General features: G+C 73.5%; 16 protein-coding genes. 11 read left to right on the forward strand and 5 right to left on the reverse strand.

Going from position 1 to position 20709, the window contains the following annotated elements; genetic code table 11:
• Nucleotides 1–230 precede the first annotated feature (230 nt).
• From OG948_RS46330 to OG948_RS46340, 3 genes are all read left to right on the forward strand, one after another.
• Complete coding sequence (locus OG948_RS46330; protein WP_331771033.1) at nucleotides 231–1838, forward strand: AGE family epimerase/isomerase; 1608 nt, start codon at nucleotides 231–233, stop codon at nucleotides 1836–1838.
• A gap of 164 nt (nucleotides 1839–2002) precedes the next feature.
• The gene (locus OG948_RS46335) at nucleotides 2003–3034 is read left to right on the forward strand and encodes a LacI family DNA-binding transcriptional regulator (RefSeq protein WP_331771034.1); all 1032 of its coding nucleotides are present in this window, start codon (nucleotides 2003–2005) and stop codon (nucleotides 3032–3034) included.
• An 88-nt stretch (nucleotides 3035–3122) separates the two neighbouring features.
• Nucleotides 3123–4070 (forward strand): carbohydrate kinase, encoded by a 948-nt coding sequence (locus OG948_RS46340; protein WP_331771035.1) that lies wholly within the window; start codon nucleotides 3123–3125, stop codon nucleotides 4068–4070.
• A gap of 28 nt (nucleotides 4071–4098) precedes the next feature.
• Here the strand turns inward: OG948_RS46340 and OG948_RS46345 are convergent, their stop codons facing one another.
• Entirely contained in the window at nucleotides 4099–4749 is a 651-nt protein-coding gene (locus OG948_RS46345; protein ID WP_331771036.1) for a TetR/AcrR family transcriptional regulator, read from the reverse strand.
• A gap of 218 nt (nucleotides 4750–4967) precedes the next feature.
• On the opposite strand from OG948_RS46345, the gene OG948_RS46350 reads away from it, so the two are divergent.
• Both OG948_RS46350 and OG948_RS46355 read left to right on the forward strand, forming a co-directional pair.
• Nucleotides 4968–6398 carry an amidase gene (locus OG948_RS46350; protein ID WP_331771037.1) on the forward strand — a complete coding sequence of 477 codons (1431 nt, stop codon included), beginning with the start codon at nucleotides 4968–4970 and terminating at the stop codon, nucleotides 6396–6398.
• 107 nt (nucleotides 6399–6505) lie between these two features.
• Nucleotides 6506–7033, forward strand: coding sequence for a nucleotidyltransferase domain-containing protein (locus OG948_RS46355; RefSeq protein ID WP_331771038.1), 528 nt, complete (start codon nucleotides 6506–6508; stop codon nucleotides 7031–7033).
• A 382-nt stretch (nucleotides 7034–7415) separates the two neighbouring features.
• Here OG948_RS46355 and OG948_RS46360 read toward each other — a convergent pair whose 3' ends face one another.
• Nucleotides 7416–8174: a DUF2071 domain-containing protein gene (locus OG948_RS46360; protein WP_331771039.1), complete on the reverse strand. Its 759-nt coding sequence runs from the start codon at nucleotides 8172–8174 to the stop codon at nucleotides 7416–7418.
• 127 nt (nucleotides 8175–8301) lie between these two features.
• Between OG948_RS46360 and OG948_RS46365 the strand changes: the two genes are divergently transcribed.
• Nucleotides 8302–8628, forward strand: coding sequence for a hypothetical protein (locus OG948_RS46365; RefSeq protein ID WP_331771040.1), 327 nt, complete (start codon nucleotides 8302–8304; stop codon nucleotides 8626–8628).
• Here OG948_RS46365 and OG948_RS46370 read toward each other — a convergent pair.
• On the reverse strand, nucleotides 8592–9644 hold the full coding sequence (locus OG948_RS46370) for a winged helix-turn-helix domain-containing protein (protein ID WP_331771041.1): 1053 nt from the start codon (nucleotides 9642–9644) through the stop codon (nucleotides 8592–8594). The genes OG948_RS46365 and OG948_RS46370 overlap by 37 nt on opposite strands.
• A gap of 59 nt (nucleotides 9645–9703) precedes the next feature.
• Here OG948_RS46370 and OG948_RS46375 point away from each other — a divergent pair, with 59 nt between their 5' ends.
• The 3 genes from OG948_RS46375 to OG948_RS46385 all read left to right on the forward strand — a co-directional run bounded on the left by OG948_RS46375 (nucleotide 9704) and on the right by OG948_RS46385 (nucleotide 14402).
• A complete protein-coding gene (locus OG948_RS46375; protein ID WP_331771042.1) occupies nucleotides 9704–10885 on the forward strand; it encodes an MFS transporter in 1182 nt (393 codons plus the stop codon).
• Nucleotides 10886–10990: 105 nt separating this feature from the next.
• Nucleotides 10991–13093 carry an NAD-dependent DNA ligase LigA gene (gene ligA / locus OG948_RS46380; protein ID WP_331771043.1) on the forward strand — a complete coding sequence of 701 codons (2103 nt, stop codon included), beginning with the start codon at nucleotides 10991–10993 and terminating at the stop codon, nucleotides 13091–13093.
• Nucleotides 13094–13301: 208 nt separating this feature from the next.
• Nucleotides 13302–14402 (forward strand): hypothetical protein, encoded by a 1101-nt coding sequence (locus tag OG948_RS46385; RefSeq protein ID WP_331771044.1) that lies wholly within the window; start codon nucleotides 13302–13304, stop codon nucleotides 14400–14402.
• 32 nt (nucleotides 14403–14434) lie between these two features.
• Here OG948_RS46385 and OG948_RS46390 read toward each other — a convergent pair whose 3' ends face one another.
• The gene (locus OG948_RS46390) at nucleotides 14435–17356 is read right to left on the reverse strand and encodes an AAA family ATPase (protein WP_331771045.1); all 2922 of its coding nucleotides are present in this window, start codon (nucleotides 17354–17356) and stop codon (nucleotides 14435–14437) included.
• Between the two features lie 521 nt (nucleotides 17357–17877).
• Between OG948_RS46390 and OG948_RS46395 the strand changes: the two genes are divergently transcribed.
• A complete protein-coding gene (locus OG948_RS46395; RefSeq protein ID WP_406300646.1) occupies nucleotides 17878–19044 on the forward strand; it encodes an MFS transporter in 1167 nt (388 codons plus the stop codon).
• Between the two features lie 220 nt (nucleotides 19045–19264).
• Nucleotides 19265–20059 carry a putative protein N(5)-glutamine methyltransferase gene (locus OG948_RS46400; protein ID WP_331771047.1) on the forward strand — a complete coding sequence of 265 codons (795 nt, stop codon included), beginning with the start codon at nucleotides 19265–19267 and terminating at the stop codon, nucleotides 20057–20059.
• On the opposite strand, the gene OG948_RS46405 is transcribed toward OG948_RS46400, so the two are convergent.
• Nucleotides 20056–20688, reverse strand: coding sequence for a MarR family transcriptional regulator (locus OG948_RS46405; RefSeq protein ID WP_331771048.1), 633 nt, complete (start codon nucleotides 20686–20688; stop codon nucleotides 20056–20058). The two genes, OG948_RS46400 and OG948_RS46405, sit on opposite strands and share 4 nt — an antisense overlap.
• Nucleotides 20689–20709: the final 21 nt, after the last annotated feature.

Consider the following 20709-nt stretch of genomic DNA (forward strand, 5'->3'; position numbering starts at 1 on the left):
TGCTGGCCTCACCGGCAGGTGTCAAGAGTTTCGGCGACCTTGGATGTGACTCGCATCTCCCGTTGTTCTGGTGGGGATTACGGCGATTGCCCCCGAGATGGGGCACACCATGGGCCGCTCGTGCGATGACTGGGGGTTGATCGAGGGTTGGTTGGGGTCGGCGTATCGACAGCTTGCGGGGAGCCGAGTACGGTCCGTCTGACAACGATGTCAGAGGGAGCGTGCGGCATATGGCGGCTGAACCCCTGGGGGACTCCCCCGAACACGTGGCCTGGCTCGACGCGGAGTGCGATCGACTGATCCGATTCGCCCGGGGCTCGCGGTTGGCCGAAGGCGGCTTCGGGTGGCTCGACGACATCGGCAGGCCGGTCGCGGACGGGGTCGTGCACACGTGGGTGACGGCACGGATGACGCATGTGTTCGCGCTGGCGCAGCTTCGCCGGGACGGTGGGGCGGGCGTGGGCGAGACCGGCGGGGTGACTTCGGGTTCTTCGGCCGAGAGGGGCTCGGGCGGTGGGCACGCGGCCGGGGAGAGTCAGGGCTGGGGGAACGCGGCGGACAGCCGCGGGAGGGGGCGGGTCGGGAGCGCGGGTCTCGGCGAAGTGGGGTACGGGGGCGACGAGTTCGCCGCCGATGAGCGCGCGGCCGAGAGGTTCGCGGCGGATGGGTTCGCCGCGGACGGGTTCGTGAGCGGGGCTTTCGGGTCGGGACCGTTCGGTGGGCGGTCGTTCGAGGACGGTGCGGGTGCGGCCGAGCTGCTCGCCGGCGGTCCGCCGGGAGGGACGGCCGGCGATGCCGATGTCGATGCCCGCGAGGCGGCGGAGCTGGTGGCGCACGGTCTCACCGCGTTGACCGAGCTGCTGCACGACCACGAGCACGGCGGCTGGCATCCGGTGGTGACCCGATCCGGGCGGCCCGTACTCGACGCCGAACGCCTCGACGGCAAGCGCATGTACGACCACGCGTTCGTCGTCCTGGCCGCCGCGAGCGCGTGTGCCGCCGGCCATCGGGACGCGCCCGCCCTGCTCGCCGAGGCCCTGGACCTGGTCGAACGCCGGTTCTGGGAGGCCGACCGGGGTGCCTGCGCCGAATCCTGGGATCGGGCCTGGACCACCGGCGAGCCGTACCGGGGCGCCAACAGCAACATGCACGCCGTCGAGGCGTTCCTGGCCGCCGCCGACGCCACCGGCGAGCACAAGTGGCGTACCCGCGCCCTGCGCATCGCCGAACGCGTCGTCCACGACCACGCCCGCGCCAACCGATGGCGGCTGATCGAACACTTCGACACGGACTGGACGCCGCGCCGCGAGTACCACCGCGAGCGCCCCGCCGACCCGTTCCGCCCCTACGGCGCGACCGTCGGGCACTGGTTCGAGTGGTCCCGGCTGCTGCTCTCCCTGGCCGACTCGCTGCCGGATCCGCCCGGGTGGCTGCGCACCGACGCGGTCGACCTGTTCGCCGCCGCGGTACGCGAGGGCGGACACGCGGACGGTCGGCCCGGGTTCGTGTACACGCTCGACTGGGCCGGGCAACCGGTCGTCCGTACCCGCATGCACTGGGTCCTGGCCGAGGCCATCGCGGCCGCGGCGGCGCTGCGTCGGGCCACCGGGGTCGCCGACTACGATGACTGGTACCGAGCGTGGTGGGAGCATGCCGACGCCGTGTTCCTGGACCGCAAGCACGGCAGCTGGCATCACGAACTCGACGCCGACGCGCGGCCCTCGGCCACCGTCTGGCAGGGGAAACCCGACGCGTACCACGCCGTCCAGGCCACCCTGCTGCCTCGGCTGCGGTCCGCTCCGACCATCGCCGAGGCGCTGCGCCGAGCCACCCGCTGAGCCGACGACCGCCTTCATCGCCCACTGCCACTGCCCGCCGCCCGACCCCGATACCCCGCCCCTCGCATCTCCCCGCTCCCCCACTTCCCCGCTTTTCCTCTTTCCACGAGCAACGCACCATGGGTGCCGGGCACGAGCCCGGCCGCTCGAAAGGTAGGACCCCGATGGCCGGCCCCACGACACCGGAGCGACCGCGCGGGCGCGGGCGCTCCACGATGAAGGACGTGGCCGCCATCGCCGGCGTCGGCATCAAGACCGTCTCGCGAGTGATCAACGGTGAGCCGAACGTCAGCGCCGTGAAGCAGCAGGCGGTGTGGGCGGCCGTCGCGCAGACCGGGTTCCGCCGCAACGACAGCGCGGCGCAGCTCCGCTCGGGACACACCTCCAGCATCGGCCTGGTCCTGGAGGACGCCGCGGACCCGTTCTCCTCCGCGCTGACCCGGTCCATCCAGGACATCGCACATCAGCACGGCACGGTGTTGTTCAGCGCGTCGTCCGCGGAGGATCCGGACAAGGAGCGCGATCTCGTGCTGGCCCTGTGCGCGCGCCGCGTGGACGGACTGATCGTGGTTCCGGCCAGCGGCAGCCACACGTACCTGTTGCCGGAGATCGAGGCCGGGATGGTGTGCGTGTTCGTCGACCGCCCGCCGGGCGACATCGAGGCGGACACCGTACTGGTCGACAACGTCGGCGGTGCCAGGAACGGCGTCGAGCACCTGATCCGGCACGGCCATCGGCGGATCGCGTTCATCGGCGACCGCCTGGAGATCTTCACCGCGCACGAACGACTGCGCGGCTACCGCGAGGCGTTGACCGAGGCGGGCGTCGAACTCGATCCGCGCCTGGTCTACAACGGGCCGCCGTACGGCGAGGAACTGCGCGTGTGGTTGCGCGCGATGCTCGGCGGCGCGGATCCGGCCACGGCGGTCTTCTGCGGCAACAGCCGTTTCACGGTGGAGACCGTGCGCGAGATCCGCCGGTCCCCGGTGCAACCCGCCCTGGTCGGTTTCGACGACTTCGAACTCGCCGACATGCTCGTGCCCGCCGTGACGGTGGTCGCCCAGGACCCGTTCGGCATCGGTCAGGCCGCCGCGCACCTGCTGTTCCGCCGGCTGGCGGGTGACGCGACGCCGGTACAACACATCCACATGCGCACCCGCCTGATCCCCCGCGGCTCGGGCGAGGTCGGTCCGTGACCGACCGCACGTCCACCGACGCCCGGCCGGTCGAGGCCGGTCGCCGAATCACCCACCACAACGACGGCTCAGCCGGGAGGACCCACCCGTGATCACCGTGATCGGCGAGGCGCTGATCGACCTCGTGTCCGTGCGGGGCGGCGAACCGCTCGCCCACCCCGGGGGCAGTCCGGCCAACGTCGCGGTGGGCCTGAGCCGGCTCGGCGTGCCGGTCCACCTGATCACCCGCCACGGGAGGGACCCGCACGGCGCGTTGCTCGCCGCGCACCTGGCCGCGAGCACGGTCGAGGTCGCGCCCGGCAGCGCGCACGCGGGTCGAACGAGCGTGGCGCGCGCCGATCTGGACGCGGCGGGTGCGGCGACCTACACCTTCGACATCGCCTGGGAGCTGCCGGAGCCGATCCACGTTCCGGCCACGACCCGGTGCGTACACACCGGTTCGATCGCGGCGACGCTCGCTCCCGGCGCGGACGCCGTGCGGCGGGTGCTGGCGGCCGAGCACGCGAGCGGGAGGACGGTGGTCTCCTACGACCCGAACTGCCGGCCCTCCCTGATGGGTGATCCGGAGCGGGCCCGGACCCGGATCGAGTCGCTGGTGGCCCTGTCGGATGTGGTCAAGGTCAGCGACGAGGACCTCGAATGGCTTTATCCCGGGCGGGACTTCGTCGCGGCGGCGGATGCCTGGCGGGCGTTGGGTCCGAGCCTGGTGGTGGTCACGCGCGGTGCCGAGGGCTCGTACGGGGTGTGCCGAGCGGGCGATGCGACGGCGCCGGCCCGACCGGTGCGGGTGGTGGACACGGTCGGCGCGGGCGACGCGTACACGGCAGGCCTCCTGGACGCGCTGCGTCGCCGGGATCTGCTGGACCCCGCCGGCATTCGCGGCCTCGACCCGACGACGCTCGGCACGCTGCTCGCGGACGCGTCGGTGGTCGCGGCCCTCACCTGCTCCCGAGCGGGCGCGAACCCGCCCACGGCGGCGGAGCTTCACGCGTATCGGCGCACGCACGGGCTCTCCTGCGAAGCCGGTCGGGGGTAGCGAGCGAAGCAGGGGCCGCGACGGTGGCTCAACCGATCCCGGGCGGGCGGTGCCAGAGGTTTTCCAGGTGGGTGTGCAGGACCTCCCGAGCCTGGTCCGGGGTGAGATGACCGATCAGGACGTGGGTGGTGAGCCCGTCCGCGAGGGCGAGCAGGGTGCGTGCCTCGCGCTGGGCGTCCAGCGGTGCCGCGCGGTCGGCGACATCGGCTCCGGCGGTGTGGTCGGCGATGTGGGCGTGGTCGGCGGCGGCTGCCGTGACGAGGTGGGTGAACGCCGCTTGGAGCGCCGCGTAGCTCGCCGTCAGCGGTCCGGCGAGCGCGTCGCTGACGGCCGCCTGGGCGACGAAGGCCAGCCAGACCCTGGCCTCGGCCCGGTGCTCCTCGTCCAACAGCGCGATCTCGGTGACCGCGTGGCCCAGTTCGGTGCCGGCCGACTGGGCCGGGCCGGCGACCAGTCGGGCCCGGATCCGTTCGCCGATGCGTTCGCCGATCTGCCCGAGCGCGAACACCAGCATCTCCTCCTTGGTGGCGAAGCAGCGCTGGACGGCGCCCATCGACACCTGTGCCCGGGCGGCGACGTCGCGCAGGGTCACCCCTTCCAGGCCGCGTTCGTCGGCGAGGGAGCACACGGCCTCCGCGATCTGCCTGCGCCGGCTCGCGTGGTCCACCTGTTTGGGCATGTCCGGTTGCCTTTCCGTGTCCCGGCGTTCGTTCACGGTCCGGTCGACTCGTTCGCGACGCACGCGCCGCCGATTCGCGGTCGGCGCGTCGCCCGTTCGCGGCCGGCCGCGCGACGCTCGTTCGTGCGCAGCGACTTTATCCGATGCGCTCGTATCGATTCCCGGGCTACAGTTCCGATGCAAGTGCATCGGAACGTGGACGGAGAGGAGTGCGCACCATGCGGGATGCCCTGTGGAGGATGTCCGCCGCCGCGCTGGCGGCGGCGGTGCGCGATGGGGAGGTCTCGGCCATCGAGGTGGTGGACAGCCATCTGGAGCGGATCGCCGAGGTGAATCCGCAGGTGAACGCGGTCACCCAGGTCATGGCCGAGCGCGCCCGCGAGGCGGCGGCGCACACGGATCGCCGGCGGGCCGCCGGTGCGACGCCGGGTCCGCTCGCGGGCGTGCCGTTCACGGTCAAGGAGACCACCGCCGTCGAGGGCGTGCCGACCACCTTCGGCGTGCCGCGCTTTCGCGACCTGGTGGCGCCGTCCGACGCGCCTCCGGTGGCCCGGCTGCGCGCGGCCGGTGCCATCCCGATCGGACACGCCAACATTCCGACGCTGATCCTGGCCGGGATGCACACGCGCAGCGAGTTGTTCGGCGACACGGTCAACCCCTGGGATCGCGAGCGCACGCCGGGCGGCACCAGCGGCGGGGACGCGGTGGCGGTGGCCACCGGTATGGCCGCGCTCGGACTCGGCAACGACTCGGGCGGGTCGCTGCGGGTGCCTGCCCAGTTCTGCGGCGTGGCCGCGCTCAAGCCGTCCACCGGCCGGTTCGCCGCGGATCATCGCGCGTTCGGCCCGGACGACCCCGGCCCGGCGTCCCAACTGCTGGTCACCGACGGCCCGTTCGCGCGCACCGTGGGCGATCTGCGACTGGTGTACGAGGTGCTGGTCGGGGCCGATCCGCGCGACCCGCGGGCGATGCCGGTGCCGGCGTACGGCGAACCGCTCCCCGGTCCGGTCAAGGTCGCGGTGGTGGGCGATCCGGGCGGGCACGGGGTGCATCCGACGGTGCGCGCGGCCGTGGAGACCGCCGCCGCCGCGCTGCGCGACGCCGGGTACGACGTACGCGAAGTGGCGGACGTGCCGAGGCTGGACGAGGCGCTGGAGGCGTACGGCCGGATCACCGTGACCGAGTTCGCGCCGAGCTGGCCGATGGTGCGCACGCTGCTCGGCGAGGGCGGCGATCGGTACATCGCGATGGCGATGGAGCGGACCCCGCCGGTCGGCGCGGACGAGTTGGTGCGGCTGAGCGGAACCTGGCTGAACATCCGCCGCTCGTGGGCCGAGTTCCTGGACGAGTACCCGCTGTTGCTCGGCCCCTCGTTCACCGAACCGCCGGTCGAACCGGGACTGGAGTCGCGTGATCGGGCCGGGCGGGACCGGGTCGCCTCGGGGATGCGGCTGTGTACGGCGACCAGCTTCGTGGGCGTACCCGGCGTGGCCGTGCCGACCGGGGTGGTCGAGGGGCTCCCGACCGGCGTGCAGATCGTCGGGCGCGCGTTTCGGGAGGACCTGTGCCTGCTCGCCGCACAGGCGATCGAGGACCGGCTCGGGGTCCTGGCCCCGATCGATCCGCGCGGGCCGGCCGGGAGTCGATGAGGCCGCTGTTCGACTCGGGGTCGGCGTAGGGTCGTTTTCGGTCACGGGTGGATGACGTCGTGGTCGGACCGTGCCGGCGCCGGGTGCGGGAGCCCTACGGTAAACCCATGACTGTGTCGTCGGATGCCGACCGGCAGCTCGCACTGATCGTCGAAATCCAGGACCTGGCCCGGGAGTTGGGTATAGAGGTCTGGTTGCGTGGCGGATGGGCAATGGACTTCTTCCTGGGCCGGACAACCCGGGAACACGCGGACGTGGATTGGTTCGCGTGGGCCCAGGACGCCCCGGCACTCACCGCCGCGTTCTCCGCGCGTGGATTCGTTCGTTTGCCTCGTGCTCCCGCCGAGCAACAACTCGATTACACGACGGGTGCCGTGGAGTTGGGATTCGCCTTCCTGGCCCGCGATCCCGACGGTCACGTGATCGTGGCCGGCGGACCGTGGGCGGGCTCCCGGTGGCCGGAGGGAATGCTGGACGGCCCGCCGGGCAAGTTGGCCGGGCTGTCCTGTCCGATCATCTCGCCCGAGGCGCAAATAGAGATAAAGCTGATGACGCCCACGTGGATGCCGCATCGTCCGCGGCGGGCCAAGGACCTCGAGGACGTGGACCGACTGCGGAAGGGGATGGCCGGGTAGTCCGTGCCCGGGTCGTCGCGACCGTGGTGGGGCGCGACGAGTTCGTGGGGTGGGGCGCCGGGTTCGTGGGGTGGGGGCGGTGGGGCGGCCGACGTGGGGTCGGCGGCTCGGAGGTGACCGGCGTGGGGTCGGTGCCTTGGGGGGATCGATCGTATGAGCGATCCGTTCGCGTTGTTCGTCCGCACTCCGACACGTCCCGGCTCGAGTGGAGTGTCGAGGTGGGTGTGATCGTGTGGCCGGTGGTGCCGACCGTGTGCAGGGGTCGGTGCCGGGCGCGGGATCGCCGGCGGCCGAGGTAACCACCAGCCGAGGTGACCGGCAGTCGGCCGGCGGTGATCGCGATCGTGCGCGCCGCCGGGCGTCGGCCGGTCCCGGGAGCGCCTCAGCCGGGTTGCCCGCCGGGATCGTCGTCGACCGGGAGGGGTGGGCCGAAGCGGACCGGGACGCCGGGTGAGTAGAGCACGCTGTCCGGCTTGCCGCCGACCTGCGGCAGGCCGGCGGCTGCGACCAGGTCGTCGTCGAGATGCAGCAACTCGGCGCGGCGGAGCGGCCATCGCGGGTGTGCGTTGGGCAGGTAGAGGGTGCGTCCGGCGACTCGGGTGTGCAGGCCCCAGCGGGCGGTGACGAAGTGTTCGAGCGGGCTGGGGTCGCTCACCGGTGCGCCGACCCGGACCTCGACCGTGCCGCCTCTCGGCGCGCCCTCCGAGCGATGTCGCCGGGTCGTGTAGCGCACCCGGTCCCCGGTGTGGTCGATCCGCATCCGGGCCCACCGGTAGGGCAGGCGCAGCGTGGCCCGGGCGGTCAGGACCGGCACCAGGCGGGCGGCTTCCAACGAGCGGAACACGACGCCGCGCCGGCCGGCCGTGTCCACCGAGTACAGCCGCACGTTGGTCTCCGGGAAGGTGCCCAGCCACGGCACTGCCGGCAGCCGCAGGAAGCCGACGCCCACCATGCGAAACGGCACGAGGCCGACATAGGTCACGCCGTCCAGAACGTCCGGCCGGGTCCCCTCCGGAAGCAGCGGGGCGACCGCCTCGGGCGGCACGGCCCAGTGCACGAAGGTGAGTTCGCTCCAGCGCTGGGTGAGCAGCACGTGCGGGATGCCGCGCGGCGACAACGGCGTGACGGGTTCGGTCCTCATCCGGTCATCGTGGCCCATCGGGTACGGCCCCGCGCACCATCGCGCGGTCGGCGGTCGGCGGTTCGGGTCTCGCCCCGGCAGGAAGGTCGCCGTAGGCTTCGGTTCGGTCGAGCCGGGAGACGACGCGATGCGGCAGCAGTGGCCCGAGGGACCCGAGGCCGACCCGGTGGCGGCGCGGGAGCGGTACGACCGGGACATGCGGGCGTCGCGCGGTGCGTTGCGTGAGGTCTTCCGCGCCGACACGCGCGACGCGCACTTCGGCCTGGGCCTGGTACTCGTGGCCGGTGTGGTCGCGGCCTTCGTCGGGGGCCTCGTCGTCGGGGCCCTGGTGGTCGCCGCCTTCGCCACGCTGTTCGTGCTGACGCTGACGGCCGTGCTCGTCCGAGGCATCCGGGGATCGGAGGCGGGGCGCCGGGCCTATCGCTTCACCTTCGGCTGGTCGCAGTGGTTCTGAAGCGCGTCTTCGGTCGGTGTCTGGGCCGTGATCAGGGACTCGCCCGTGGGTGAGCGGTAGTACAGGACGGAGCGGCCGGAGCGGCGGCGGAGGATGAGGTGGGCGTCCAGGAGGACTTTGAGGTGGCGGCCCACGGAGCCCAGGCCCTGACCGGTGAGCGCGACCAGTTGGGTGGTGCTCTTGGGGGTGTCCAGGCGGGTCAGGACACCGGCGCGGGCCGGGCCGAGCAGGCGGGCCAGCGGGTCGGGGACGGCGCTGTGGTGGGGATCGGCCAGTGTGCCCGAGCAGGGGTAGATCACCGCGTAGTGGCGGGCCTCCGCCCAGGCCACCCAGCCGCGCCCGGCGGTGACCGGCACGAACGACAGGCGGGCGCCGCCGAGTTCGCGGGGCGGGTAGTCGTACGCGTTGATGCGCAACCGGCTCGCGCCCAGCCAGCGCATGCCCGGGCGCAGGTCTTCCAGGGCCGCGGCCCAGCCGCCTCGGCTCAGTTGGCCGGTACGCGCGACGATGTCGGCCTCGATGATCCGCCGTCGGCGTGGCCAGTCCGGCCGGACCACCCGAGCCCAGACCCAGTCCAGGATGTCCGCGGCGCGTTCGGCGAGGTCGGATCGGTGCAGGGCGGCGGGTAGCGGGCCGCCCATCGACACCTCCAGGTCCGCCCGGGCCGCGGCACCGGACGTGCCGCGGATCCCGGCCAGTTCCGCGGCGAAGGCCGATCCCGCGACGAGGGCCGGTTGCGCGACGAAGGCCCGCTCCCCCGCCGACGGGGGCGGCGGCGTGAGGAAGTCCGCGTTCCAGGTGCCGCCGAAGCCGATCCGCAACAACGTTGCCGTGATCGGGTCCTCGGCCAGCCGGGCGCGATAGGCGGGCAGGTGCGCGTTCAGCCAGGCCCGCTCGCCCGGATGCGCGGCCGTCCCCCGTTCCAGGGTCTTCAGCGTCGCGGTCACCTCGGCCAGTGGCGACACCGTGAAGCGGCTGCCCGCGAGGGTGTCCGCGTCGACCTGCCACCACCCCATGGTTTCGCCTCCCGGCGAAACACTAACGTCCGCGGCCCGCCGGGCCGGAGGCTCTCGCCATGCGCACCTATCGCGAGTTGTTCGAAGCACCGGAGTACACCCCGCTGTTCGCCGTCTCCTCCGCGCACGTCGCCGCCACCACGGTGAGCGCCCTGGCCCTGGGCACGCTGGTCTACGACCGGACCGGCTCGCCGTTGCTGGCCGCGCTGGGGATGTTCGGCGGCTCGCTCGCGCAGGTGATCGGGGCGACGACGCTGATGTCGGCGGCGGACCGGTTGCCGCCGCGGGCCGCGATGACGGTGATCGGGCTGATCTTCGCGTCGGGCACCGCCGCGCTGGCGATCCCCGCGCTGCCGCTGTGGGCGGTGTTCGTCATCGTGTTGGCCGAGGGTGCGGTGGCCGCGGTGGGCGGGGGCGTGCGCTACGGCCTGCTCAACGAGATCCTGCCCAGGGACGGGTTTCTGCTCGGGCGATCGGTGCTCAACATGAGCAACGGGACGCTCCAGATCGTCGGCTTCTCGCTCGGCGCGGTCCTGGTCGGCGCGCTGTCCGCGCGCGGCACGCTCGTGGTGGCCGCCGGGTTGTACCTGCTCGCCGCCCTGGTGGCCCGGTTCGGCCTGGTCCGGCGACCGCCGCGCGCGGCCGGACGGCCGTCGCCGGCCGAGACCTGGCGCAACAACACGCTGCTGTGGTCGGTCAAGCCGCGCCGGTACGTGTACCTCGCCCTGTGGGTGCCCAACGGCCTGATCGTCGGCTGCGAGTCGCTGTTCATCCCGCTCGCGCCCGACCACGCGGGCCTGCTGTTCGCGTTCGCGGCGCTGGGGATGCTCGCCGGGGACGTGCTGGGCGGGCGCTTCGTCCCGGGGCCGTGGCGGCGCCGGCTCGGGCCGCCGATGTTGCTGCTGCTGGCCACGCCGTACCTGCTGTTCGCGGCGCACCCGCCGCTGCCACTCGCGGCGGCCGTGGTCGCGCTCGCGTCGATCGGGTATTCGGCGAGCCTGCTGTTCCAGGAACGCCTGATGGCGATGACGCCGGACGAGTTGAGCGGGCAGGCGTTGGGACTGCACTCGTCGGGGATGGTCGCGATGCAGGGGATCGGCGCCTCGATCGCGGGCGGGATCGCCCAGGTGACGTCGCCGACCACGGCGATCACGGTGCTGGCCGGCGCGTCGATCACGGTCACGCTGACGTTGGCGGCGGGGCTGCGGGCGCACCCCTGGCCGGTGGTCCGGGAGGCGTGAGGAGCGCGGGTGAGGGGGTCGACGGACCGGCGGCGGCGGCCGTCCGGCCGGGTTTCGCCACCTCGCCATCCGGCCGATGTCGGTCCGGTTCGAGAGTATGTACGCATGACCGACACCCCGGCGCCGGCCGCCGTTCTCGCCGACTTCGACGCGTACGCCCAGGCCGTCGAGGCCGTGACCGCCGCCGCGCGGGCCTACTACGGCGGCGCCGAGTCCACCCTCGACGACGACACGTACGACAGCCTGCTGCGCGGGATCGGCGTGTACGAGCACGAGCACCCCGACCGGGTGCTCGCCGAGTCGCCGGTGGGCAAGGTCGCGGCGGGCGCGCTGTCCGGCGGCGACGTGCCGCACACGGTGCCGATGCTCAGCCTGGACAACGTGTTCGATCCCGAGGGCCTGACCGCGTGGGCCGCCTCGCTGGAGCGACGGATCAAGCGGCCGGTCGCGGCGCTGACGGTGGAGCCGAAGATGGACGGCCTCGCGGTCGCGGTGCGCTACCGCGAGGGTCGACTGGAGCGGCTGGTCACGCGCGGCGACGGCGTCGCCGGGGAGGACGTCTCGCACGCGATCGGCACCGTCGTCGGCCTGCCGGATCGGCTGACCGAGCCGGTCTCGATCGAGGTGCGCGGCGAGGTCCTGCTCACCGCGGAGCAGTTCGAGGCGGCCAACGAGATCCGTCGGGAACACGGCGCGACGGTGTTCGCCAACCCGCGCGGCGGCGCGGCCGGCACGCTGCGGGCCAAGGACCGGCCGTACGTGATCCCGATGACCTTCTTCGGCTACGTCGCGCTGCCGCTCGCCGACGACGAGAGCGCGTTCGCCGAGGAGTTGCGCACCGCCGACCACTCCGCGGTGATGGCCCGGGTCGAGGCGCTCGGCGTGCTCACCACCGGGCGGACCTCGGCGCGGCTGCGGGTGTGCGCGAGCGTCGAGGAGGTGCAGGCCGCCGTCGACGAGATCGCCGGGTCGCGCGCCGACCTGCCGTTCGGCATCGACGGCGTGGTGATCAAGGCCGACAGCGCGCAGGACCAGGCCGACGCGGGCAACGGGTCGCGCGCGCCGCGCTGGGCGATCGCGTACAAGCTCGCCGCCGTCCACAAGATCACCCGGCTCGTCGGCGTGGACTGGGCGGTCGGCCGGACCGGGGTGATCGCGCCGCGCGCGATCCTGGACCCGATCGAGATCGACGGCAGCATCGTCGGCTTCGCCACGCTGCACAACCCGGCCGACATCGAACGGCGCGGGCTGATGATCGGCGACCAGGTCAGCGTGTACAAGGCGGGCGACATCATCCCCCGGGTGGAGGCCCCGCTGGTGCACGTGCGCACCGGCGACGAGACGCCGATCGAGTTCCCCACCGCCTGCCCGCAGTGCGGCGGCGAGTTGGACACCTCGCAGCAGCGCTGGCGGTGCGCGCAGGGCCGCGCGTGCGGTCTCCAGGCCGGGATCCTGTACGCGGTCGGCCGCGACCAGCTCGACATCGAGGGCATCGGCGGCCGGATCGTCGGGCAACTCGTCGCCTCCGGCGCGGTCGTCGACATGGCCGACCTGTTCACCCTGACCCGCGAACAGTTCCTGGCGCTGGACCGGGTGGACAAGATCGCCGACAAGCTGTTGGCCGGCATCGAGGAGGCTCGGGTCAAGCCGCTCAGCCGGGTGTTGTGCGCGCTGGGCGTGCGGCAGACCGGTCGGTCGATGTCGCGGCGGATCGCCCGGCACTTCGGCACGATGGACGCGATCCGGGCGGCGGACGTGGAGGCGATGGCACAGGTCGAGGGGATCGGTCCCGGCAAGGCGGCGGTGATCGTCGCCGAACTGGCCGAACTCGCCGACGTGATCGACAAGTTGGTCGCCGCCGGGGTGAACATGACCGAGCCCGGTGGGCGACCGGTCGCGGCCGAGAGCGCGGCCGAGGCCGAGCAGGGCGGCGCGTCGGGCCCGATCGAGGCGGGCCCCCTCACCGGGAAGTCGGTCGTGGTGACGGGTTCGATGACCGGGGCACTGGCGGCACTGTCCCGCAACGAGATGAACGAACTGATCGAGCGCGCCGGCGGCACCGCGTCCTCCGGCGTGTCCGCCAAGACCGCCCTGGTCGTCGCGGGGGACAAGGCGGGCTCCAAGCGGGCCAAGGCGGAGAAACTCGGCGTCGAGATCATCACCCCGGAGCAATTCGCCGAGCTGGTGGGGACGTTGCTGCCGGCGTGAGCGCCGCGCCCCGCACCCGTCGGGCAGAGTCATTCGGACGATCCGTAGCAGATCCACATTCGTCCTGTGGTGGAAACGGGCGATATCGCTGTGTGACGTCCCGGACGCCGGCATCGTCGCGTTCGGGAGCCGGTGGTGGCCGGGAAGGTCCGCAGTACGCGGAAACCCCTTGGCCGCACCACCCTTCGACGACGAATGGAGTCCCCCCATGGTCGAGGCACATCCCCCGCGAATACCACTGCCGTTCGCCCTCGACCGCAATCCGCACGCGCCCGACGCGGAATGCGGGCTGCTCGCCTGGGCCCGGCGGCACCACCTGCTCGACGGCCCGGGCATCGAGAAGCGACTGATCGGAGCACGACTCGCCGATCTCGCCGCCTATACCCATCCCGACGCGACCGCGGATCTGCTCTGCCTGTACGCGCAGTTCATCGCATGGCAGTTCCTCATCCACGACCGCTACGCCGAACCCGAGGAGCACAACGCGCCCACGGAGAGACACCTGATCGATCAGATCGAATCGGTGTACCGCACCGGACGGGCCGAACCCGGCGCCGGCGCGATGGCGCACGCCCTGGCGGACATCCTGGAACGGGTGTATCCGGCCATGAGCGCGAAGTGGCGCGAGCAATTCGTCGTCGAGGGCGTGGAAACGCTGCACCGGGTGGCGCGCCGGTCGGCGAACACGTCCCATCCGGCGGCCCGGGAACTCTCCTGCGGCGTGGACGCCTACATCCGGTATCGACGGGTCGCCGGCGGGCAGTTCCCGTGCCTGCTGCTCGACGAGTACCTCGCGGGCGGCGAACTCCCGGTGGCGATTCGGGACGGCGCCGCCTACGACGACGTCCGCAACGCCCAGGCGGACGTGGTCTCTTGGACCGGCGACTACTACGCGTCCCGGGACGGCGCCGGCGCCGACCCGCCCGCCGACCTGGTCGGCGTGCTGGCGTACGTCGAGCACGTCGGCCGCGAGCACGCGCAGGCGGCGGTGGCCGCGCGGATCCAGGATCGGGTGGCCGACTTCATGGCCGCACGGCGGGCCCTGCAAGGCGGGCGCGGCGCGGCGGCGGCCGACCCGGAGACCGAACTGGTGCTGGGGCGCTGCGTGTCCGCGATGCACCATCGCATGGCCGGCACGGAGGCCTGGGCCTGGGAGAACATCCGGTGCGTCGGCCGCCGCCAGGGCTCCGGGCGCGGCCGGGCCACCGGCGGCGGGCTGCACGTCCCGGGGTACGTCGCGAACCTCCTCGACGCGCGCGGTCGCCCCCGGGGCTGGGACGGCGGCGCGGCGGGACACCGGTGGCCTTAGGGCGTGACGGGCGTCGGGTCATGGGCGTCGGGTCACGGGGTCTCGGCTGGGAAGAGGTCGAGGGTGTGGGCCAGGGCTGCGGCTTCGGTGCGCGAGGTGACGGCGAGCTTGGCCAGGATGTTGGAAACGTGGGCGCCGGCGGTCTTGGTGGAGATGAAGAGGTGTTCGGCGATCGGGCGGTTGCCCATGCCCTGTGCGACCAGGCCCAGGACCTCGAACTCCCTTGCAGTAAGCCCGAGTCGGCTGCGGGCATCGGGCGGCCTGACGGCGCCGACGCTCGGCTCGGGCGTCAGGTTCAGCCGACCTCGGCGGGCCAGTTGCCCGAATCGGGTGCGCAGCGGGCGAGCACCGAGCCGGCCGGCCAACGTGTCGCCCTCGCGGGCTTGGGCGGCGGCCAGGTCACGGTCGCCCGCGGCCAGGGCCGCCGTCGCACTGCCCAGGAGGGCGTCGGCCAGCGCGTACGGCTGCTCGATCGCCCGCCAGGCGGCGACCGCCTCGGCCCAGGGACCGGTCCCGGCCTCCGCCTCGAAGGTACGCCGGTGCGCCTCCTGGACGCGGCCCGGCGTCGGGAGTTTCGCACCCAGCGCGAGCAGTTCGACCCGGCGCGCGTCGATCGCGGCGCGGCCGGCCGGGTCCCGGACGGCCTGCGCGTGCCGCGCTCGCTGGACCCGCCACCCGACCACGAGCAGCGGCCACGCGTAGCGCCGACTCGAGGTGAGGTCGTGTTCGGCCAGGACGTGGTCCAGGACGTGTTCCGCCTCGGCCAGGTCACCGCGGGCGTACGCGAGTCGACAGGCCAGTGCGTCCGGTTCGAGACAGGTCTCCTGGGTGTGCGGCGGCCCGAGCGCGGACCGCGCCGCACGCAACGCTTCGGCCGCCACGTCGTGCGCCCCGATGGCCGCCGCCGGTTCGGCGCGGACGACGCACAACCAGGCCAGGTACACCGGCGGCGGGTCCAGTGCGATGGCGTCGGTGAGGATCTCCACCGCCTCCGTCCAGTGGCCGAGCGCGACCAGGGGTTCGGCCAGGTTCGCGGCGAGCAGGGTGCCGCGCGATCGGGCCAGGCCCAGGTCCCGCGCGGTGGCCACGCCGTGCCGGGCCACCTCGGCGGCGGCCCGGTGTTCGCCCGCGGCCTGGAGCGCGTCGGCCTCGCCGGCGATCGCGGCGAGCAGGTCGTCGTCGCGGCCGTCCGCTCGCGCGATGCGCGTGGCCTGCCCGTACAGCTCGACGGCCGGCGCGAGTTCGCCCGTGCGCGCGACCAGCGTCGCCAGTGTGGTCAGCGCGCGGGCCCGGACCGAGCCGTCCTCGACCGCCTCGCCCAGTCGCAGGGCCTCGTGGGCGTGTTCGCACGCGATCCGGTCACGGCCGCGGGCGGCAAGGGTGCCGGCGAGTGAGGCGAGCAGCCGGGCCCGGGTGGGCGTGCCGCGGTCGGCGGGTGCCAGGCGTACCGCACGTTCCAGGTCGGGCAGCGCGTCGCGGCCGGTGCGCTCGCGGGCGGCGGCCCGGCTCTCCAGGGCGAGCGCGGTGCGTTCCGGATCGCGCACCGGGTCGAGGTCGCGCAGGGCGGCGGTGAGCAGGTTCTCGGCTCGGCCCGCCGCACCGCCGTGCGCGGCGGCGTCGGCGGCGAGTTCGAGCACCCGGATCCGGTCCGCGCCCAGGTCGCCGACGGGATCGGGTACCGCGTCCCACAGGTCCAGGACACGTTCCAGCATGGTCAGCCGCTCGGCGTAGGCGTATGCCGTCCCGGCGGCCCCCGCGGCGTGCCACGCGCCGGCGAACGCGCGGGCCCGGTCGCCGGCCGCGTACCAGTGCGCGGCGAGTTCGGCGGCGGCCCGGCCCTCGGGCGCGAGCGCGGGGTCGGCGGTGAGCGCCCGGGCGCATCGGGCGTGCAGCCGGATCCGTTCGCCCGGCAGCAGGTCGCCGTAGACGGCGTCGCGGATCAGCGTGTGCCGGAACGTGTACCCGTCGCCGCCGGCGACCAGCAGTCGCGCGTCGATCACCGGGCGCAGCGCGTCCTCGAGCGCGACGTCGTCGAGTTCGGTGACGGTGCGCAGGAGGGTGTGCCCGAGGGTGGTGCCGGCGACGGCCGCGGCGCGCAGTACCCGGCGGCCGCGGTCCGGCACACGGTGCACCTCGGCGAGCAGCAACTCCGATAGTGGGGCCGGGGTTTCGGCGTCGGTGCCGGCGAGCGCCTCGACGAACAGCGGGTTGCCCTCGCTGCGTCGGTGGACCCGGTCCAGGTGCTGCGGGTCGGGCGGCCGGCCGAGCAGGTCGGTGAGTTGGCGGGCCACCTCGGGGCGGTCGAGCGGGGCCAGGTCGAGGACTCGGGTGTTGCCGAGCCGGGCGAGCAGGCCGGGAAGGGCGGCGAAGGGGTCGTCGGCGTGCGGCAGGAGCGGGCGGTGGGTGCCCAGGACGAGGACGCCGGGTCGGTCGAGGTTGCGGGCCAGGAACGCCAGGAGTTCGCAGGTGGATCGGTCGGCCCAGTGCAGGTCCTCCAGGATCAGCAGCAAAGGTCGTTCCTCGGCGGCGTGTTCGAGCAGAATCAGCACCTCTTCGAAGAGCCGGGCGCGACCGAGGTCGGGATCCGCCTCGGGTACGGGCTCGCCCATTTCGGGCAACAGCCGGGCCAGCCCGCGCCGCCCGCCGCCCGGGAGCGCCGCGGCGGCGGCCGGTACGCCGAGGTCGCGGATCAGCCGGCGGAGCGCGGTCACGAACGGCCCGAACGGCAGGTTGTCCGGCCCCATGTCCAGACAACCGCCGCGCGAGACGCGCACCCGGCCGCCGAGGCCGGCGGCGAACTCGCCCACCAGCCGCGACTTCCCCATCCCCGCGTCCCCGCGCACGAGCACGACCATGGCCTCGTCCGTGCCGACCCGCTCCCAGGCGCGCCCGAGCGCACCCATCTCCGCCTCCCGCCCGACCAACGGCACCGCCCACCCCTCAGTCCTGTCCATCCCGCAAGCATGGCACCGGGCTCATCGGGCCATCGGCCACCTGCACGCACGGTCCCGCGTCCTGCGGCGAGGCACGTCGCAGGGCCGGATCGAATCGGGCCGACCGTCCTCCGCCGGGCGTCGAATGACGCGTCCTCGAACGCGGGGGCCGGGCCGGACGGGTCGCCGGACGCTTCGGAAGCCGCGGGCCGGCAGGCCCCGCCGCGTGCGCCTGCCGCCGAGCCGTGCCCAGGCAGCCTCGAGCGCGCCGAGCGGCCCCCGAGCCGCCCCCGGCCGAGGCGGCAGGCGGCAACCCGGTTGCGATCGGGCGCCCGGTTGCCGCCGCCCCGGGTGGGGGGTATGCGGGGCGACATAGGGAGGTTGCCGGGGGTGGGTCGGGGAGTTTGCCGGATGTGCCGCCGGTTGGACTCGGGCAGCGTGGGTGGTGTTCGAATCGACCCGATTCCTTGGGGGTTTCCATGGGTGCGCATGTGCCGTGCTTGGTGGAGGGAACGACGCGGCGACCGATTCTCGGTCGCACGATGGTGGCGACCATCGTGACCGCTTGCGGCGCGATGACCAGCTTCTATCTGCTGTTGTCGGTGGTGCCGTTGTATGTCGCCCGGGCGGCGGACGGGACGAACTCGGGGGTGGGCGCGGCCGGACTGGTCACCGGTGCGTTGATGGCGTCGACCGTGGCGGCCGAACTCGCGGTGCCCGCGCTGCTGGCCCGGTTCGGCTATCGGGCGGTGTTCGCGCTGGGGTTGTTGCTGCTGGGGGTGCCCACGATGGCACTCGCGGTGTCCTCGACACTGCCCCTGGTGGTCGGTGTCTGTCTGTTGCGCGGTGGCGGGCTGGGCATCCTGATGGTGGTGGGCACCGCGTTGGCCGCCGAGTCGGTGCCACCGGAACGGCGCGGCGAGGGGCTCGGGCTGTACGGGGCGGCGGTCGGCGTACCGGCGATCCTGGGCCTGCCGCTGGGTCTGTGGATGAGCGAACACCTCGGGTTCACCGCGGTGTTCGCCCTCTCGACGGCGTGCGCGCTCGGCGCGCTCGGCAGCGCGATCGCGTTGCCGACGAACCGACCGGCGGCCTCGACGGACCGGGGCGGCGTGTTGGCCGGCCTGCGTACCGGTGCGCTCGCCCGGCCGGCGGTGGTCTTCGCGGCTTGCACGTTCGCGGCGGGCGTGATTCTCACGTTCCTGCCACTGGCGGTGTCCTCGAATCGGCTTTCCCTGGTCACGCTCGCGCTGTTGACGCAATCCGGGACCACGCCGGCGGCCCGTTGGTGGGCCGGGTGGTACGGCGATCGGCACGGGCACGCCCGGCTGTTCGCGCCGTCGATCGCGGCCACCGCGCTGGGTACCGCGCTGTTGGCCCGCTCGGACGAGCCGGTCACCGTGCTGATCGGCGCCGCGTTGTTCGGGGCCGGTTTCGGCACGGCCCAGAACGTGACCCAGTCGCTGATGTTCGAGCGGGTCGCACCACACGAGTTCGGCCGGGTCAGCGCGCTGTGGAACCTCGCGTTCGACGCGGGCATGGGCATCGGCGCGGTCGGGTTCGGTGCGCTGATCGGCGGTGCGGGCTACCCGGCGGGCTTCCTGGGCACCGCCGCGCTCGTCCTGGCCGGCCTGGTCCTGGTCGCCGTGGACCGGCGCGGTGCGGATGCGGACACGCGACCCTCGCGTACGGCGCACCCTCCGGCGTGAATCGCGGGCACGGGCGCGGGTGACGCGACCCCGGCGTACGGCGGGGTTCGCGTCCGGTAGTGTGGCCGCCGCGCCCAACCGTGGGCAACCCGGATCCGAGTTCGAGGAGGTGGCACCGATTACCGCTGTATCAAGTCGGGTGCTCTCCTTCCACGACCGTGCGGCCCACCTGGCATAGGTGAGTCCACGAGAGCACCCTTCGGCATCCCGAAAGGCTCTCATGTCGGTTTCCGCGTCACCGTGGCCCACATCCGTGATCGTCACCAGGCTTCGTACCGCCGGCTGCGTATTCGCCGAGGACGAGGCCGAACTGTTGGTCGCCGCGGCGGCCTCGCCGGCCGAGCTGGCGGTCATGGTGGATCGCCGCGTCGCCGGCCTTCCGCTCGAACACGTACTCGGTTGGGCCGAGTTCCGGGGTCTGCGGATCGTCGTCGACCCCGGGGTCTTCGTCCCGCGCAGGCGTACCGAGTTCCTGGTGGACCAGGCCGTCGCGCTGGCCCGTCCCGGCGCCGTGGTGGTCGACCTGTGCTGCGGCTCCGGCGCGCTGGGCGCGGCCCTGGTGGCGGCGGTCGACCAAGTCGAGGTGTACGCCGCCGACATCGACCCGGCGGCGGTGCGGTGTGCTCGGCGCAACATCGCCGCCGACCGGGTCTTCGAGGGCGATCTCTTCGCACCGCTGCCGGCGACGCTGCGCGGGCGGATCGACGTCCTGGTCGCGAACACGCCCTACGTACCCACCGACGAGTTGCAACTGCTGCCCTCGGAGGCCCGGATCCACGAGCCCCGGGTGGCCCTGGACGGCGGCACGGACGGCCTGGACGTGCAGCGCCGGGTCACCGCGGCGGCCCCGGACTGGCTCGCCCCGGGCGGCCGGTTGCTGGTCGAGACGAGCGAACGGCAGGCCCCGCGGGCCGTCGAGGTCTTCCGTCGCGCGGGCCTGATCCCGCGGGTCGTGGAGTCCGAGGAGTGGTACGCCACGGTCGTGATCGGCACCCGGCCCACCGGCCGGGCCTAGGGCGTGGGGCGGGGGCGGCGGGCCGCCTGACGGCCGGCTCCGCCGTCTCCCGCACACGCGGTCTCGTCGAGTCCTTCGAGCGGACAGTCCATCCCGGTGTCGATCTCCTCGGTCTCCCTCCCGTCCACGTCCTCGCCGTCGACGCCCGCGGCCGCGGCCCGCGCGCTCGCGCAGACCACGCCCAGGCCGTCCTGAATCGCCCGGCCGATCTCGGCCAGCGCGGCCACCTGGGTCGGCGTCAGCGCGTCGAACAGGTGTTGTCGCACCGTCGCGGCGTGGGTCGGCTCGGCGGCGCCGAGGGCGGTCAGGCCCGCGTCGGTCAGGCGCGCGACCCAGCCGCGCCGATCCCCCTCGACCGGGCAGCGGGAGACCCATCCCGACTTCTCCAGGGCGGTCACCGCGTGCGAGACCCGGCTGGTCGACGACAACGACGCCGCGGCCAGCTCGCTCATCCGCAGGCTCCGGTTCGGCGACTCCGCGAGCAGGCCCAGGATCTCGAAATACGTCATCGGCATGCCTGCCTCGCGGCGCATCCGCCGGTCCAGATGGGCCGCGAGTTCCCTGGTCCCGGTGAAGTACGAGCGCCAGATCTCGTGCTCCGAGGTGGTCAGCCGATCGTCGTCGTTCATGAGAACAGCATAGGTCTTGTT

The sequence above is a fragment of the Embleya sp. NBC_00888 genome (assembly GCF_045207655.1).
Lineage (GTDB): Bacteria > Actinomycetota > Actinomycetes > Streptomycetales > Streptomycetaceae > Embleya.

What these genes read in the sequence shown, in the direction of transcription:
- OG948_RS46390 (WP_331771045.1), bottom strand. Translation starts at nt 17,356, where the DNA reads ATGGACAGGACTGAGGGGTGGGCGGTGCCGTTGGTCGGGCGGGAGGCG.
- OG948_RS46405 (WP_331771048.1), bottom strand. Translation starts at nt 20,688, where the DNA reads ATGAACGACGACGATCGGCTGACCACCTCGGAGCACGAGATCTGGCGC.
- OG948_RS46400 (WP_331771047.1), top strand. Translation starts at nt 19,265, where the DNA reads ATGTCGGTTTCCGCGTCACCGTGGCCCACATCCGTGATCGTCACCAGG.
- OG948_RS46360 (WP_331771039.1), bottom strand. Translation starts at nt 8,174, where the DNA reads ATGAGGACCGAACCCGTCACGCCGTTGTCGCCGCGCGGCATCCCGCAC.
- OG948_RS46345 (WP_331771036.1), bottom strand. Translation starts at nt 4,749, where the DNA reads ATGCCCAAACAGGTGGACCACGCGAGCCGGCGCAGGCAGATCGCGGAG.
- OG948_RS46350 (WP_331771037.1), top strand. Translation starts at nt 4,968, where the DNA reads ATGCGGGATGCCCTGTGGAGGATGTCCGCCGCCGCGCTGGCGGCGGCG.
- OG948_RS46370 (WP_331771041.1), bottom strand. Translation starts at nt 9,644, where the DNA reads ATGGGGTGGTGGCAGGTCGACGCGGACACCCTCGCGGGCAGCCGCTTC.
- OG948_RS46375 (WP_331771042.1), top strand. Translation starts at nt 9,704, where the DNA reads ATGCGCACCTATCGCGAGTTGTTCGAAGCACCGGAGTACACCCCGCTG.
- ligA (WP_331771043.1), top strand. Translation starts at nt 10,991, where the DNA reads ATGACCGACACCCCGGCGCCGGCCGCCGTTCTCGCCGACTTCGACGCG.
- OG948_RS46330 (WP_331771033.1), top strand. Translation starts at nt 231, where the DNA reads ATGGCGGCTGAACCCCTGGGGGACTCCCCCGAACACGTGGCCTGGCTC.
- OG948_RS46355 (WP_331771038.1), top strand. Translation starts at nt 6,506, where the DNA reads ATGACTGTGTCGTCGGATGCCGACCGGCAGCTCGCACTGATCGTCGAA.
- OG948_RS46335 (WP_331771034.1), top strand. Translation starts at nt 2,003, where the DNA reads ATGGCCGGCCCCACGACACCGGAGCGACCGCGCGGGCGCGGGCGCTCC.
- OG948_RS46385 (WP_331771044.1), top strand. Translation starts at nt 13,302, where the DNA reads ATGGTCGAGGCACATCCCCCGCGAATACCACTGCCGTTCGCCCTCGAC.
- OG948_RS46365 (WP_331771040.1), top strand. Translation starts at nt 8,302, where the DNA reads ATGCGGCAGCAGTGGCCCGAGGGACCCGAGGCCGACCCGGTGGCGGCG.
- OG948_RS46395 (WP_406300646.1), top strand. Translation starts at nt 17,878, where the DNA reads ATGGTGGCGACCATCGTGACCGCTTGCGGCGCGATGACCAGCTTCTAT.